Source organism: Geomesophilobacter sediminis, from assembly GCF_016458275.1.
GTDB lineage: Bacteria > Desulfobacterota > Desulfuromonadia > Geobacterales > Geobacteraceae > Geomesophilobacter > Geomesophilobacter sediminis.
Genome location: NZ_JAEMHM010000003.1, coordinates 16956 through 33147, shown reverse-complemented (window position 1 = coordinate 33147; position 16192 = coordinate 16956). Strand labels below are relative to the sequence as shown.

11 protein-coding genes and 1 riboswitch are annotated in these 16192 nt (G+C 61.9%); of the genes, 4 read left to right on the top strand and 7 right to left on the bottom strand.

Features of this window, described 5'->3' with window-relative positions; all coding sequences use genetic code 11:
- Nucleotides 1-54 precede the first annotated feature (54 nt).
- The 4 genes from JFN93_RS03570 to JFN93_RS03555 all read right to left on the bottom strand — a co-directional run bounded on the left by JFN93_RS03570 (nucleotide 55) and on the right by JFN93_RS03555 (nucleotide 6739).
- On the bottom strand, nucleotides 55-1743 hold the full coding sequence (locus tag JFN93_RS03570; RefSeq protein ID WP_199382628.1) for a sigma-54 dependent transcriptional regulator: 1689 nt from the start codon (nucleotides 1741-1743) through the stop codon (nucleotides 55-57).
- A complete protein-coding gene (locus tag JFN93_RS03565) occupies nucleotides 1733-4657 on the bottom strand; it encodes a PAS domain-containing sensor histidine kinase (RefSeq protein ID WP_199382627.1) in 2925 nt (974 codons plus the stop codon). Before JFN93_RS03565 ends, JFN93_RS03570 begins: the two co-directional genes overlap by 11 nt.
- A 157-nt stretch (nucleotides 4658-4814) precedes the next feature.
- A complete protein-coding gene (locus JFN93_RS03560; protein WP_215907675.1) occupies nucleotides 4815-5480 on the bottom strand; it encodes a response regulator in 666 nt (221 codons plus the stop codon).
- Nucleotides 5480-6739 carry a sensor histidine kinase gene (locus JFN93_RS03555; RefSeq protein WP_199382626.1) on the bottom strand — a complete coding sequence of 420 codons (1260 nt, stop codon included), beginning with the start codon at nucleotides 6737-6739 and terminating at the stop codon, nucleotides 5480-5482. The genes JFN93_RS03560 and JFN93_RS03555 overlap by 1 nt, the downstream gene beginning before the upstream one ends.
- Before the next feature lie 267 nt (nucleotides 6740-7006).
- Between JFN93_RS03555 and JFN93_RS03550 the strand changes: the two genes are divergently transcribed.
- Nucleotides 7007-8611, top strand: coding sequence for a DUF3943 domain-containing protein (locus JFN93_RS03550; RefSeq protein ID WP_199382625.1), 1605 nt, complete (start codon nucleotides 7007-7009; stop codon nucleotides 8609-8611).
- Between the two features lie 4 nt (nucleotides 8612-8615).
- Here JFN93_RS03550 and JFN93_RS03545 read toward each other — a convergent pair whose 3' ends face one another.
- Nucleotides 8616-9854 (bottom strand): spinster family MFS transporter, encoded by a 1239-nt coding sequence (locus tag JFN93_RS03545; RefSeq protein WP_199382624.1) that lies wholly within the window; start codon nucleotides 9852-9854, stop codon nucleotides 8616-8618.
- Nucleotides 9855-10034: 180 nt separating this feature from the next.
- On the opposite strand from JFN93_RS03545, the gene JFN93_RS03540 reads away from it, so the two are divergent.
- Both JFN93_RS03540 and JFN93_RS03535 read left to right on the top strand, forming a co-directional pair.
- Nucleotides 10035-11036, top strand: a complete 1002-nt coding sequence (locus JFN93_RS03540) for a sodium:calcium antiporter (protein ID WP_199382623.1) — start codon at nucleotides 10035-10037, stop codon at nucleotides 11034-11036.
- A 12-nt stretch (nucleotides 11037-11048) separates the two neighbouring features.
- Entirely contained in the window at nucleotides 11049-11261 is a 213-nt protein-coding gene (locus JFN93_RS03535) for a PGPGW domain-containing protein (protein WP_199382622.1), read from the top strand.
- A gap of 176 nt (nucleotides 11262-11437) precedes the next feature.
- Here JFN93_RS03535 and JFN93_RS03530 read toward each other — a convergent pair whose 3' ends face one another.
- The gene (locus tag JFN93_RS03530) at nucleotides 11438-13525 is read right to left on the bottom strand and encodes a CHASE2 domain-containing protein (protein ID WP_199382621.1); all 2088 of its coding nucleotides are present in this window, start codon (nucleotides 13523-13525) and stop codon (nucleotides 11438-11440) included.
- 168 nt (nucleotides 13526-13693) lie between these two features.
- Nucleotides 13694-14248, bottom strand: a complete 555-nt coding sequence (locus JFN93_RS03525; protein WP_199382620.1) for a MucR family transcriptional regulator — start codon at nucleotides 14246-14248, stop codon at nucleotides 13694-13696.
- Nucleotides 14249-14768: 520 nt separating this feature from the next.
- A riboswitch (SAM riboswitch) is annotated at nucleotides 14769-14875 on the top strand.
- A gap of 74 nt (nucleotides 14876-14949) precedes the next feature.
- Here JFN93_RS03525 and JFN93_RS03520 point away from each other — a divergent pair.
- Entirely contained in the window at nucleotides 14950-16089 is a 1140-nt protein-coding gene (locus tag JFN93_RS03520) for a trans-sulfuration enzyme family protein (protein WP_199382619.1), read from the top strand.
- Nucleotides 16090-16192 lie beyond the last annotated feature (103 nt).

Genomic DNA, 16192 nt, shown 5'->3' with positions numbered 1-16192 from the left:
GAATGTGACATGTCACACTGTTGGGTACCCAACAGTGTGACATGTCACAACTTGCTAGAAGCTTTCCAGGATTTCGTACTCTTCCATTTTTCGGTAGATGGTGCGGCGGTCTACCCCGAGCAGGCGGGCGGCTTTGGATTTGTTCCACCCGGCCTTTTCCAGGGCCCAGACGACGTCGTCCCGGCCGTGGCGGCTGCGGGCGCCGCTCCCCCCGGAGCGGACCGCAAGTTCGGCGGGAAGGTCTTTCAGCCCGATCGTCTCTCCGGCGGCGACCACGAAGGCGTGTTCGATGACGTGCTCCAGTTCCCGCACGTTCCCGGGCCAAGGGTGCGCCGTCAGGAGGTCCATCACCTCCTTGGTCACCCCGACCACGGAGCGCTTGAGCTCCCGGTTGAACTTGGCGACGAAGTGCTCCACCAGCAGGGGGAGGTCCTCCTTGCGCTGCCGCAGGGTGGGGAGGGTCAGGTACACCACCTTCAACCGGTAGTAGAGATCCTCGCGGAAGGCTCCCTGGCGCACCTTCTCCCGAAGGTCCTGGTTGGTCGCCGCGATGACCCGGACGTCCACCTTGACGGTGCGGGTATCCCCCACCCGTTCGAACTCCTTCTCCTGGAGGACCCGGAGCAGCCGCACCTGGAGGGTCGGGGTGATGTCACCGATTTCGTCGAGGAAGATGGTCCCGCCGTTGGCGGCCTGGAACCGGCCGGTGCGGTCGGTGACGGCACCGGTGAAGGCCCCCTTCACGTGGCCGAACAGCTCGCTCTCCAAAAGGTTTTCACTCAGGGCGGCGCAGTTCACCCGGACAAAGGGGCGGTCCCGGCGGACCCCTTCATGGTGCAGGGCGTGGGCGACCAGCTCCTTGCCGGTGCCGCTTTCGCCCGAGATGAGGACCGTGGTGGGAAGATCGGACAACCCTTCGACCATCCGGTAGAGGTGCTGCATCGGCTGGGTCTTGCCGACCAGGCGGTGAAAGCTCGTCACCTCCACGCGCTCTTTTTCGATCTCGGCCATGCGCGTGTCGTCCCGGACCACCAGGACGGTCCCCTGGAACTCGCGCTGGCGCCCCAAAAGCGGGGTGATGGTGACGGTGACCACCTTCGCGCTGCAGCCGGTCCGGCTGCAGCCGATCCGGAAATGGACCGCCGGCTCCCGGCTGTTCAGCACCTCCTGGACCAGGGGGATGCAGACCCTCCCGCAGCCGTTGGGGGCTTCGGTAAGGAGCGCTCCCCGGCTCGCGTCGCCCAGGCCGCAAAGGTTATGGGCCGCATCGTTCAGCTCCATGATACGCAGTTCCGGATCCAGGGTGATGATGGCGTCGTTGACGCTGCGGAAGATCCCCTCGAGGTGGGACCGGTAGCGTTCCTTCTCTTCGATGGCCTGCTTGTGCTGCAGCGCCATGCGCGCCACCCGGAGCAGGGTATCGGATTTGAACGGCTTGGGGAGGTAGTCGAAAGCGCCCAGCCGCACCGCTTCCAGCGCCGTCTCCATGTGGGGTTGCCCGGTCATGAACACGAAGTGCGGCCCGGTGTCCGTGGTGCGGATCTCGCGCAGGATGTCCACCCCGGTCTTTCCCCCCAGGAAGATATCCGAGATGATCAGGTCGTAGCTTTGCTCACGGATAAGCTCCAAGGCGGAGTCGAAGTCATCGGCTGTGTCGGCGTGGTACCCCTCGTCTTCAAGCAGGTTGCGGAAGGTGAAGCGAACACTCTCTTCGTCGTCGATGATGAGGATTCTACTTGGCATCTGTACTCCATTGGGGCAAGAGGAAGCTGACCGTGGTCCATTCTCCTTCGAGGCTACTGATTTCCAGGCGGCCGCCGTGATCGGCGATGATGGAATTGGTGACGCTCAACCCGAGTCCGGTCCCGACCCCGCTCGGTTTGGTGGTGAAGAAGGGGCTCAGCACCTTGTGCCGGATCTGTTTCGGAATGCCGTTCCCCTGGTCGGTAACCGACACCTTCAGCCAGCAGGTCTCCGCATCCGGAACCGAGCCGAGAAAGACGGAGACGGTTTTGCGGGAATCGATCTCCGGGTATTTCTGGTTCAGGCTGTACCTGGCGTTGCTGACCAGGTTGAGGATCACCTGGACGATCTGCTGCGGGTCGGCGAGGATCGCCGGCAGATTCCCCTCGTCGTCCACGAAGACCCGGATGTTGTCCTTTCTCAGCTGGGACTTGCACAGGGTCAGCGCTTCGTCGAGGATTTCCCGGATCCGGACCGGGGTCTTCCCCCGCTCGCGGTTGCGGGAAAAATCGAGCAGAGCCCGGACGATGTGGGCGATCCGCTCGCTCTCCTTGATGATGCGGGAGCAGATATCTATGATCCGCCCTTCCTCGGGAAACTTCCGGATCAGGTGTTCGGCGTAGTTCAAAATCCCGTGGGTGGGGTTGTTGATCTCGTGGGCCACCCCGGCCGCCAGTTCCCCAAGCGAAGCCAGATGACCGTTGCGGACCACCTGTTCCTGCTGCCGGACCCGCGAGGTGACGTCGGAGCCGACCTTGAGGACGCTCTGCACCTCGCCTCGGTGGTCGAGGATCGGGTAACAGCGGATTTCCCAGATCTCCCCGTGGCGCAGGATCTGATCGGAGACGGGGACCGCGGTGGCAAAGCAGCTGCGGACCAGGTCGCGAACCGGGTCGGAGATGTGCGCCGTCGCCGTGGCGTCGGTAAAATCCGGCGCCCCGCCCAGTTGAACGCCCCCCCGGTTGGCCCAGATGATCTGCCGGTCCCGGCCGAAGAGGATGAGGCTCTCCTGCACGGCATCCAGGATCCCCTTGAGTTCCGAATTCACCCGGCGCAGCTCCCGCTCGCTGTCCGAAAGGGCCTGTTCGCTGCGGATGCGCGCCGAGAGCGACTCCTCGACGGTGGTCAGGGTGCGCATCAGGTCGGCGTTGAGCTCCTGCTGTTTCCGTTCGCTCTCCTTGAGGGCCTTTTGTGCCTCGATCTCGTCGGTGACGTCGAGGGCCATGCTGATGAAACCGACCAGCCGCTGGTCGGCGTCGCGCAACATGGTGTTGTGCCACTCGCAGGAGATCAGCCGTCCGTCTTTGGTCCGGTTCGAGTTGAAGGCGGTCACCGGTGCATCGCTTGCGCGCAGGGCCGCTTCGATGCCGGAGACATACTCCCGGTCCGCCTCCGGCACCAGAAAATCGTACGGGGACCGCCCCAGGACCTCTTCCTTGCTGAATCCGAAGATCCGCTGCGCCGCCTGGTTCCAGTAGGTGATCCGGAAATCGGGACCGGAGAGAATGCAGCCGACCGGCATCCGCTCCAGCACCTTCTGCAGCTTGTCGGTCAGGAGGTCCCGCTCCCGCCGCATCAGGCGCTCGGTGAACGCCTGCTTCTTCTGTTCGCTGATGTCGTAGCAGCTTCCGAGGTAGCCGGCGTAGTTCCCGTCCAGGTCCCGGTAGGGGGTTCCCCGGTCGACGATCCAGCGATAGGTGCCGTCCCGATGCCGCAGCCGGTATTCCATCTCGAACGGGACCCGCTTGGCGAACGCCCCGAGGTAGGTATCCCGGCAGAGGTCCAGGTCGGCTGGGTGCACCCCCTGCAGCCAGCCGTCCCCGATCTCCTCCTCCAGGGTTCGGCCGGTGAAGGCAAGCCAGGTGGCATTGAAATAGTTACACCGGGCGTCGGTCCCGGAGCGCCAAACCAGAGCGGGAAAATGTTCGAAGAGTTGCAGGTACTGGTCCCGCGAGCGGAGCAGCTCGGTCTCGATCCGTTTCGCTTCGGTAAGATCGCGGGTGATGATGCCGACGTAGAGAGGGGTGCCGTTGGCCTCCTTGATCAAAAAGGCGGTCACCTCGACAGGGAAAGAGACCCCGGTGCGGATGTTGCGAAAGGAAGATTCGAAACGCTGGACCCCCTGCTCGAGCAGCGACAGGTACAGTCCCTTGTCCAAATGGTGCCGGTGCGTTTCCGAGAAAAAATCCAGGATATTCCTTCCCGCAGCATCCTGCCTTCCGGCAAGCCCCACCATATCGAGGGCGGCATTGTTGAGGTAGCTGATCTCCCCGTCCAGGGTCGCCACCCCGACGAAGTCCCGGCCCATCTCCAGCAGTCGGGCCAGTTTCAGCCGCTCCACCTCGGCTACCTTCTGTTCGGAAACCTCCGACATGACCCCGAGCACCCGCTGCACCTGTCCCGACGCGTCGGCCAGCGACACCCCCTTGTCGACCATGGGGAGGTAGCTCCCGGCGCGGTTCCGGTAGCGGTACTCGAGTTCATAGGACTGCGGGAGATCGAGGATCTCACCCACCCGCTCGGCAACCCGGCCCCGATCGTCAGGGTGAATACCCTGCAGCCACGCGGCATGGTCGAAGGCGCAAAACACCTCTTCGCGGTAGCCCAAAACCGATTCGCTGGCACCGGCCCATTCCACATTCCCGGTGGCGACATCGAAGTCGTAGACCAGAAGCCGGGTCTTTTCCAGGAAGACGCGCCGCTGCTCGGCACGCCGCTGGATGAAAGCGCACTGGGCCTCGCGTTCGGCCAACGCCCGCCGCAACTCGTCGTTTTCCCGTTCCAGGGCGGCCAGGCGCTGTTGGAGCAGGGCCGGATCCTCATTGGGGATGTCAGGGAGGGTTTCCCCCGGGATCGACGGGTCGGGGAGCCCGGAAGCTGACGGAACGCGAGCCGCGGGGTTGGGGGCGGTCATCCTCTCAGAGCACTCCAGGCATGAAGGGTCAGACAGTGGCGTGAATGGTGATCGTTACGCAAATCGAGTTAAGTTCTCCTCAGATAACTCTGAAAGCATAACGAGAAGCTCGCGCCCTTGTCTGTAAGGAAAGCTCGACAAGGTAGATTATTTTAATTTAATTTCCCACCGGGATAATCCGGTGCAAAATGGCGAACTTCACCAGGGCGGGGAGGTTGTTGATGCCGAGTTTGAGCATGAGCCGGCTCCGGTAGGTCTCGACGGTCTTCGGGGAGAGGGAAAGCATTTCACCGATTTCGGCGCTGGTGCGACCTTCGACCACCAGTTGCAGGACTTCGAGCTCGCGGGGGCTCAGGGATTCCAGCGGGTTACCGGAGGCACGTCCCCTGCCGGTCCCCTCCTGCCCGGCGGCCGGAGCTTCGACTCCCTCGCCGTAGTACAGTTCGCCCCGCACCACACCGCGGATCGCCTGCACCAGTTCTTCCCCGGCCGACTCCTTGAGGAGGTAGCCGCGGGCTCCGGCGCGCAGCGCCTGGACGATGTGCGCCTTGGAATGGTGCATGGAAAGGATGATGATCATGACCTCGGGGCTGCGGCCGTGGATGAGCCGGGTCGCCTCGATGCCGTTCATCCCGGGCATGGCAAGATCCATCACGATCACCTGGGGATGGAGGGTGGCCGCCTTCTCGACCGCCTCACCGCCGTCCCGGGCTTCACCGATCACGATCATGTCCTCGCGATTTTCCAGGATCAGTTTCAGCCCCTCACGGATGATGGCGTGATCGTCGGCAACCAGGATCTTTATCGGCACGTCGTTACCCATTACTCCTCCTTCAGTTCTATTTCCGCGACGACCGTGGTGCCCGCCCCCGGAGTGGTACTCAACACGAGGGAGCCGCCCACCGCCTCCATCCGTTCCCTCATGATGGTGAGCCCGAAGCCGCTGCCCAGTTGGGGGTCCCAGGAGCGTTGCGGATCGAACCCGATCCCATCATCGGAGATGCACATCCGGGCGGCGCGGTCCAACCGCGCCAGGGTGATGGTGGCGGAACTGTCCCCGGCATGTTTCCAAACGTTGTTCAACGCCTCCTGCAGCACCCGGAAAAGGGCGAGTTCGCGCCGACTCTCCAGCCGAGGGAAGTCGGTCCCGGCGTCCACCCTTACCGCCAGTCCGGTGCGGGCCGAAAACTCATCCACATACCAGACCAGCGCCTCCTGAAAGCCGCGTTCGTCGAGGACCGGAGGGCGCAGCTCCGACATGATGCTCCGCACCGAGCGGTGGATCTGCCCGAGCAGTCGCCGGGTATCCTCCAGGCGCACCCCGATCTGCATCCGGGTCTCCTCGGAGAGCGATTTGCCGATGATGGAGAGGTTCATGCCGACGGCGGTGAGGTCGCGCCCGATCTCGTCGTGGAGGTCGGCCGCCAGCCGCTTGCGCAGATCCTCCTTCACCTCGATGAGCCGGTGCGCGTAACTGCGCAGGGTCTGCTCGGCGTTGCGCTGGTCGGTATTGTCGACGAGAAAGGCCGCGATCATGCGATCGGAAAGCTTCTCGGCGTGCACCGAAACCCAGAGCACCCGTCCCGACCCGGTCACCAGACGGTACTGTCCGGCCAGATGTCCTTGCTGGAAGACCCGCAGGAAATCCTGCTGCACCATGTCGCGGTCCTCTTCCGGTACCAGATCGAGGATGGTCATCCCGGGCAAGACGTTGCGGTCGCGGCCGAGCAGTTCGGCGGCGGCGGGATTCACCTCGGCGATCATGCCGTCCCGGTCGGCGACCACCACCGGCACCGGGGCGCTTTCCCGGTAACGCAGCAGCATGGATTCGCTTTCCCGCCGTGATTGCTGGGCCGCCTCGAGCTGCCGGGTATAGCGGCCGATGAGCTGGTACAGCAAAAGGGAGGTTGCCACAAAGAACAGGGCAGCCTTGCCCGTGTCGAGTTCCCTGCGCAGGGCCAAGTCCGAAGTGAAGTGTTCGACAGCACGGTCGGTGCCCCAGACCCAGAGCAGCCCGAAGAGAAAGTAAATCAAGACGATGCGCAGGATCGCGCTTCGGTTCGGGCGGGGAGCAGATTCCATGGACCTCAGGCAACTTCGTTTTATTTACAGCCGGCATGATATAGCACGCCTCGGCCCGTTTGTATGTCGGGAAAGTCTGACCCGGCCGCTAAAAATGAACAACTCATCATACCACCGGGCGCGAAATATCAACAATGAAAAGGACAGGTTGGAACTGCTGTGGTCCGCGCGGGGTCGCCGTGATAGAATTAGCCGTCGCTCATTTTAATAATTCGGCGCTCGCATCCCACCGAACCAGGGGGGGCCGACGCGCGGAAGGGACCCACGATGCCGAAGCTACCCTGCCACCTGAGTCGCATCACGACCGTTCTCAGTGCCGCCACTCTGCTTTGCGGCGTGAGCGCCGAAATGGCGCTCAGCGCCGAGGTGCCGCCGGCACCGGCAGCAAGACCTCCGGAGCTCTCCACACCGGCACCCCCTCCCCTGGCTCCCCCGCTGCCGCCAGCGTTCCCCGTTTCGGAAGCGGTGCCCTCCCCTGCCGCGCCGGCGGCGCCGGCCCCCGATGAACCACCACCCGGTTTCGTCCGGGCTCCCCGGCTCGACTGGGACAGCGGCGCCGGCAAAAGCTATCTGATCCCCGCGATCGAGGTGCCGACCTTCCTGGTGCTTTTGAACCTTTTCGACCGGGTTGCCTACCCCAACGACCGGGAGGACGGGAAGCGGACCTACTATTCCACCTTCTCGTCCACCTGGGAGCACCTGCACCGGCAAAACTGGGAGTTCGACAAGGACCCCTTCAACGTGAACCAGTTCGCCCACCCGTACCAGGGAGCGACCATGTACGGCCTGGCCCGTTCCACCGGGCTCGGCTTCTGGGAATCGTGGGGCTACAGCAACGTGGGGAGCTTTCTTTGGAAGATGGCCGGCGAGACGACCAAGCCGTCGATCAACGACATGATAACCACCGGCAACGCCGGAAGTCTCCTAGGCGAGGCCCTGTTCCGGATGGCGGGGCTGGTGCTGGAAAAAGACGATCCCCCTACCGCCGGAGAGGAACTGGGGGCGGCCCTGATCTCGCCGCCGCTCGGGGTGAACCGGTTCGTGTTCGGGGACCGTTTCCAGCCGGTCTTTCCCAGCGGCCGGCCGGTCCATTTCTGGCAGGCCCGCTTCGGGGAGAGCCTCAACGCCCGGATCAACGGGATTTCCACCTTCGACTCGCTGCGCAAGTCCGCCGCCTTCGACTTCATGATGTCCTACGGGCTCCCCGGGGAGCCGGGGTATCACTACCGCCGCCCGCTCGACTACTTCGACTTCCGGGCGTCGCTGCTCGCGGAGACGCACAATGCGGTGGAGAACGTGATGCTGCGGGGATTGCTGGTGGGCAAAGAGTATCAGGCTGGGGACGAATACCGGGGGGTGTGGGGGCTCTACGGCAGTTACGACTACATCTCGCCCTTCGAGTTCCGGGTCTCGACGACGGCGCTCTCCTTGGGGACGACCGGGCAGCTCCGGATCGCCCCGGGAGTGGTCCTCCAGGAGTCGGTGCTGGGGGGGGTGGGGTTCGGAGCGGCCGGCACGACCCCCGACCCGGCGGTGGGCCGCGACTACCACTACGGTGTCACTCCGCAGGGGATTCTCGATCTACGGTTCATCTTCGGGGAACGGGCCCTGGTCGACCTGGGGGTTCGGGAATACTACGTCACCGGCGCCGGGTCCGACGATTCGCAGGGGACCGAACGGATCTTCCGCGGCAATGCCGGGGTCACCATCCGGGTCTGGAAAAACCACGGCGTGGGGCTGCAGTACATCGCCTCGATCCGCAACGCGCACTACGGGAACCGCCCCGACCTGGAAGCCTCCGACGGGACCTTCAGCCTTTTCTACACCTTCCTCGGGGACCGCACCCTGGGAGCGGTGCGCTGGTGGGACTAACCGGTCAGGGGCGGGCCGGCCGGTCCACCCGCTCCATGTCGGCACCGACCGTCCGGCCGCAGAGGTGGCAGAAGAAGACGGCAACCAGCATCATCGCCGGGGTGACTAAAAGCGCATCCCGCAGCCCCCACCGGTCCGAGAGCCAGCCGAGGATGGATGGGGAAATCGCGTCTCCCAGCGCATGGATGAAGAAGATGTTCACGGCAAACGCCATCGCCCGCACCGACGGGGGGGTGACGTTCACGATCACCGTGTTGAGCGGCCCGGTATTGAGGAAGAGGAAAAATTCGGCCACGAAGATGGCGGTCAGGCAGGCGGTGAGATCCGAGGCCATCAGGGCCCAAACCGCAAACGGCGTACCGATCAGAAAGCCCCAGCCGGATACCTGCAGGTAACCGCTGGGGCTTTTCTGCTGCTGCCGGTCGCCGAGAAACCCACCGATCAGGGTCCCCAGGATCCCGGAAACCACCGTGATCGCGCCGAACAGGGTGTTACCCTTGGCCACCCCCAGCCCGTGGGTGCGGTGCAAGAAGGAGGGGAGCCACTGGGCCAGGCCGCCGATGGCGAAGGTCATCGCCGCCATGGCCAGGGTGTTGAGCACGAAGGAGCGGTTCCGGAAGAGATCGAGGTAGGCGCTGCGGCCGCCAGCCTGGTCGGCATCCTGGGCTCGGGGCGGGGTTTTCAAAAGGGCGACCGGCACCGCGAGGATCAGCCCGGGGACGCCGACCATGAGAAAGGCGGAATGCCAGCCGAAGTTCTGCCCCAAAAGCCCGCCCAAAAGATAGCCGAGCGCGCTGCCGACGGGAATGGCGAGATAGAAGTAGGAAAGGATCCGGCCACGGTGCTCCTTGGCAAAAAAATCGGCCAAAAGTCCCGGAGAAACGGTGCCGAAACTCGCCTCCCCTACCCCGACGGTGGACCGGGCGGCAAGAAGCGAGCGGTACCCCGGGACCAGGCCGGTGGCCACGGTGGCGAGACTCCAGACGACGAGCCCCCCCGAGGCGAGGCGGACCCGGCTCCAGGTGTCGCCCAGCCAGCCGAAAAGGGGCGCGATAACCAGGTAGCTCACCATGAAGGCGCTCCCCAGCAACCCGAGCTCGGTATCGGATATCCGCAGGTCGGCCTTGATCAGGGGGAAAACGGCATAGAGCACCTGACGGTCGATATAGTTGAGCAGGTTGACCGCCAAAAGCAGCGCCAGCGCATAGCGGCGATAACCCTGCGAGATGTTCTCCCCCTCCATTTGCTCCTCCTCACCAACGGGCAATCGACACAAATGCGGCGAAGTATACCTGCATTCGCGCCCCCGTTCCACCAGATTCCGCCCCGCACTTTCCTGTTGCAATGCTCATGGCTCCGTTCTATGTTGGATGTTTTCCATCAGGGGAGCCCCTGGTGCACTGTATTAGTAGAGGGAGGGCCCATGTGGGACATCTTGATGCTGCTCCTGGCGCTGGGGATCATACTGCTCGGCGCCACGGTATTCACCAACGGCCTGGAATGGTTCGGCAAAAAGCTGAACCTCTCCGACGGCGCCGTGGGTAGCGTCTTTGCCGCGGTCGGAACCGCACTGCCGGAAACGCTGGTGCCGCTGATCGCCATCTTGTTCGGACCCAAGGAAACCGGGGCGAGCATCGGGGTCGGAGCCATCATCGGCGCCCCCTTCATGCTCGGGACCCTGGCCATGTTCATCAGCGGCGCCGCGGTGATGCTGAACCGGAAAAAGCGCCCCGACTACCCGGTGCTCCGGGTGGACACTGCGGTGATGCGGCGCGACATCGAATACTTCCTCGCCTTGTACGGCCTGGCCATCGTCTGCACGCTCCTTTCGCACCCGGTGCTCAAGGTCTTCATCGCGCTCACGCTTTTATTCTGCTATGCCGGATATGTCCTGCAGACCCTGAAGGGGAACAACGTACCGGTGGAGGAAGCCGACCTCGATCCGTGCTACTTCGCCCCCGGCTCCCACGATCCCCGCTTTTCCATCATCCTGACCCAGGTGCTCTGCTCGCTGCTTCTCATCGTCTGGGGGGCCCACATCTTCGTCGAGAAGGTCCAGATCATCTCGCTTCGGTCCGGCATTTCGGCGTTCGTTCTCTCGATGATCATCGCACCGATCGCGACCGAACTCCCCGAGAAGTTCAACTCGGTCATCTGGATCAACCGCGGCAAGGACACCCTGGCCATCGGCAACGTCACCGGGGCCATGGTATTTCAAAGCTCGGTGATCACCGCCATCGGCATCATGATGACCCCCTGGAAGCTGTCCCCCCTGGCGTTCATGACCGTATTTCTCACCTTCGCCTCGGTGGTGATCGCCTATGCCCAGATCCGGATCAAAAACCGGCTGACCCCGGGCACCCTCCTGGTCGGAGGGGTCTTTTATGTGGTATTTCTATCCCAGGTGTTCTTGGGGAAATACTAAGGGAGGTCTGCCGTGGCCGCTCGCCGATGGAAGAAATTGGTGGTCGCCATTATCGGCGGGGTCGGTCTAACGGCCGGAGTGGCGATGATCTTCCTGCCGGGACCGGCGATCGTGGTGATCCCGGCGTCGCTGGCCATCCTCGCCTCGGAATTCGAGTGGGCGCAAAAGCTTTTGCAACGGTTTCGGGAATGGGTGAAAATGAAGGCGAAGAAAATGGGCAATTGATTACGATGCCTGCGCGGCAACAAGTTCTAGCTCATCGCGTACAGCACAGGCAACTAGATTGGAAACAAAAAAAGTCCCCCATTACTGGAGGACTTTTTTGTTCTAGTTCAATCCCTGCATTGTCAATTGTCAATTGTCAATTGTCAATTATCCATTGTCCTTTGCGTCCATTGCATCTATTTGCTTTTCGCCACAAACACCCCGTCCCATTCCTGCGGGGGCGGGTTCTCCAACAGTTCGCGGCAGCGGCTGACGTAGAGCGCAGAGGGGGCGTCGCCGTACGCGTCGACCAGCTTCTGGAACTGTGCCAGGGCGGCGGCAAAGTCCCGCGCCCGATACCGCGCCAGCGCCTCGGCAAAGGGGACCTGGATCGGGCTCGGCTCCAGCAATAGCTCGTAGATCGCCACCGGCTGACGCTTGCCTTTCACCGCCACAAGATCCAGCTCCCGATACTGCCCCTCGTGCCCGCCCCCTTCCTTGGTCGTTCCGCTCACGATGATCTTCGTACCGTACAGCTTGTTCAGCCCCTCCAGGCGCGACGCCAGGTTCACCGTGTCGCCGATGGCGGTGTAGTCGAAGCGCATGTCGGCGCCCATGTTGCCGACGACCGCGTCCCCGGTGTTGATGCCGGCCCCGATTTCGATCGGCTGCATGCCGCGCTCCTTGAAGCTCTCGTTGAGGGTTTCCAGGCGCCGGATCATCCGGATCGCGGTATTGCAGGCGTGCTCCGGATGCCCGGGGACGTCGAGCGGCGCGTTGTAAATCGCCATCACCGCATCCCCGATGTACTTGTCCAGCGTCCCCTTCTCTTCCAGCACGATGGTCGTCATCGGGGAGAGATATTCGTTGAGCAGCGAAACCAGCGCCTCCGGTGAGAGGCTTTCGGACAGGGTGGTAAAGCCACGGATGTCGGTGAAAAGCACCGAGATCTCGCGCTTCTCGCCGCCGAGCTTCAGGCTGTCCGGGTTTTTCATGATCTGGGCCACCAGATCGGCGGAAACGTAGTTGGAAAAGGCCTTTTTCATGTAGCGCCCTTTCCGCTCGACAACGAGGCTTCGGTACCCCTCCGCGCCCACGGAAAGGAAGAAGACCGGGAGCACCGGGTAGAGGATGCTCATGTCGAGCAGCCAGCGGGAAAACAACCAGTAGTTGGCGCCGCAGTAGAGCGCGACGGTGCCCAGCGAGCAGGCGATGCCGATCACCGTGCTCGGGACGAAGGCGAGGACCAGGGCGAGGAGAAAGGGCAGCGCCACCATGATCCCCATCTCCACCCCGAGAGTACGGCTGTCGTGCATCAGGAATTTCCCCTGCAGTGCGTTGGAGGCGACGGTGGCATGCAGGTCCACCCCGGGCTGGACCGGATCGAGCGGGGTCGGTCTCAGGTCGTAGATCCCGATCTCGGTGGCGCCGACAAAGGCGATCTTTCCCTTCAGGGCCCCCTCGGGAAGCCGATTCTTGATCACGTCCACCGCCGAATAGGTCGGGAAGGTGCCGGACGGGCCGTAGAAGTTGAGCGAAAGCTGCCCCTTTTCGTTGACCGGGATGTTGATCTGCCCCAGCGAAACGCTGCGGACCCCGAACTCGGCGACGTCCACCATGGGCTGTGTTTCGAGGTACTGCTCCAGCGCTTTCAATGAAAGGGACGGATAGACGTCACCGTTGAAGAGGTACAAAAGCGGCGCCCGGCGAAAAACGGCATCGCTGTCGGACTGGGCGTTGAAAAACCCGAAGGAGCGCGCCTTGCGCCCGAGCAGCGCGATGTTGCCGTCCAAAAAGGAATACTCGTTGAGAGGAACGGAGGCGACCCCGGAGGCGATCTTCAACAGCTTCACCTTGGAGTTCCCGATCTGTTCCAGTACCTCGGGGTCCATCTTCTGCTCGTCGCTGCGAAAGAAGTATCCCATGACGACGTTGCCGGCCCCTTCGATGGCCCGGGAAAACGCGGCATCGGGCCCGATCCCCTGCGGTTCGGAGAAGACGGCATCGAGCGCGGTCACTTTGGCCCCGGAACGGGCCAGGGCAGCGACCAGGTCCCCCATGACCTCGCGGGACCAGGGCCAGCGGCCGATCTCCTTGATGCTCTTGTTGTCGATGGCAACGACGACCACCCGCGGATCGGGTTGCATCGGGCCGCGGATCCGGAAACGGGTGTCCTTGAGCCTGAGGTCGACCTGCTGCAGAAACGGCATCGAGGAGCGGTATAGCTGGTAGGAAATGAGGACGGAGACGAGCGCGATGACGAGGTAGACGAGGATTTTCTTCATGGCGTGCCCTTATCTAGCGAAGCAGATCCGTTTACTCCCCGAGGAGGGGCGGCATCTCACCGCCGGCGTGCGGTAAGACGGAATACCATGGCCGATGAGCCGTCCGGTTGGCAAGAAAAAAAAAGAGCCGCCTTTGTGGGCGGCTCCTTTTTCGTGTAGCGGCAGAGCTTACTTCGCTTTGGCGGCCCGGGGGGCTCTGGCCTTGGGAGCGGCCTTTGCGGCGGGTTTTACAGCCGGCTTAGCGGCAGCCTTCGCGGCAGGCTTCGCAGCGGCCTTTGCGGCAGGCGTAGATTTACGTGCCTCTATCTTGGCCATTCTTACCTCTCTGGCCTTGGCAAGATTGTCTGCAAGACCTCTATCCTGGGCCATTTTCCGGCGCGCTTCCGAATAGTTTTTGGCAGAGAGAGCCTGTTTGCTGGGAATGCCGAATTTTTTCTTGTATTCACCCGGCTTCATCTGGTGAGCGGTACTTAAATGGCGCGCCAAAGTCTTGAAACCACCTTTACCGCAAACCATGCAAACGACCTCACCCTTCTTAAAGGCATCCTTTACAGTGAGTGCAGGTTTAGTTTCCTCTTCGGCTTCAATAGGCTGACCGGCTTCCAACCCCTTGAGAGCACTATGTACCTTGGCAATTTCGTAAATGAGTTGATCCGAAGTCATGGGGGTGCTAGATGCATGGGAGGCTACGATCTGCGCCGCTATTTCTACTAGACTTGCCATTTGATGGATCCTCCATTATCAAAAATAAATACGAGGTTATTATTGATGCCTTTATAGGGATTGTCAATAAATATATACAAAATTATGCCATGAACTACCCTCCGATCCAGACACGCAGGTTCTCTCACCGTTTGCAACACCGGTTCATGGTGTCGGGCCCTGCATCATACCCAGTGATTACCATGAATTTTGGAGCTTACGTTTAAGATAGCTGTCCCATATTCAGAAACATTTCCTTTTATGTCGTAAACTAGCCCGCAGATCGTTACCGATAAGCAAACGACGCAGCAACAGCCCCGCCGGCAGCAGTTGCCGACAGGAACACTCAACTAAGCATTGCCTGGATGAGGATCTTAACCGCGAGCCCATCTCTCTGTTTTTACGCGGTTTACGACGCTATCAAGCGTCTCGCGGCAACTTTCCAGACAACGCTATTTTTTATTGTTGACAGAATCACTAGCTTAAAGTATTAATAGCCCATCTTCGGTGACCACCGGTCCCGACACAATCGAATAGCACGAACTTATCGAGAGCGACTGAGGGACTGGCCCTATGACGTCGCGGCAACCTCCCCCCATGGGGAAGGTGCCAAATCCTGCGGAGCGGAGACGTTCCGGAAGATAAGGAAGCGCGGACAAATCCACTCTCAAAGTCCCCTTCCGAACCCCGGAAGGGGACTTTTCTTTTTGGAGGAAGCAAAGATGAAAGCAGCGACTCAGGCAGCACAGATCGGATTGGACCGCGAATCGAGGACGGGCGCCGTCACGGTCCCCATCTACCAGACCGCCACCTTCCGCCATCCCGGGCTCGGACAAAGCACCGGGTACGATTACAGCCGCTCGGGAAACCCGACCCGTCAGGCGCTGGAAGAAGGTTTCGCCCGCCTGGAAGGCGGCTGCCGCGGGTTTGCCTATTCTTCAGGAATGGCTGCGATAACGAGCCTCCTCTTCCTTTTCAAACAGGGGGACCACCTGGTGATCACCGAGGATCTGTACGGCGGGAGCTACCGGCTCTTCGAAAAGATCTTCCGCCAGTTCGGCCTCTCCTTCAGCTACATCGACACCAGCGACAAAGACGAGGTCCTCAAGGCGATCCGTCCCGAAACCCGCGCACTGTTCGTCGAGTCCCTTACCAATCCGCTGCTCAAGGTAGCCGACGTCGAAGGGCTCGCCACGCTCTGCAAGGATCGGGGGATCCTTTGCATCGTCGACAACACCTTCCTTACGCCGTACCTCCTCAAACCGCTCGACCTGGGAGCCGACATCTCCCTGTACAGCGGGAGCAAGTACCTCTCCGGGCACAACGACACCATCTGCGGCCTGGTCGCCGCGAAGGACCCCGCGCTTGCCGAACTGATCTACTTCCACCAGAACGGGGCCGGTGCGGTGCTGGGGCCGCAGGACTCCTGGCTCACCATCCGCGGGATCAAGACCCTTTCGGTGCGGATGGACCGGCAGCAGGAGAACGCGCAGAAGATCGCCGAATGGCTGCAGCACCATGAAAAGATCGGGAAGGTTTACTATCCGGGGCTGCCGGATCACCCGGGGCACGAACTTTTGCAGCGGCAATCCAAGGGATTTGGCGCGATGATCGCCTTCGAGGTGACCGACCCGGCGCTGGTGGAGCAGCTGCTCTTAAAGACGGAACTGATTTCGTTTGCGGAAAGCCTGGGCGGGGTGGAGAGCCTGATCACCTTCCCCAAGGTGCAGACTCATGCCGACATCGAGCCGGAAACCTTGCAAAGGCTCGGGATCAACGACCGCCTGCTCCGTTTTTCGGTGGGGATCGAGGATGTCGACGATCTGATCGCAGACCTGGAACAGGCATTGAGAAGCAATTGACCATCGAGAAGCAATGGACAATGGAGAGGCAATTGACAATTGACAATTGACAACGAAAAGACGCAAGACTCCCTCTTGACAGAGGGATGACATCTTGACCCTG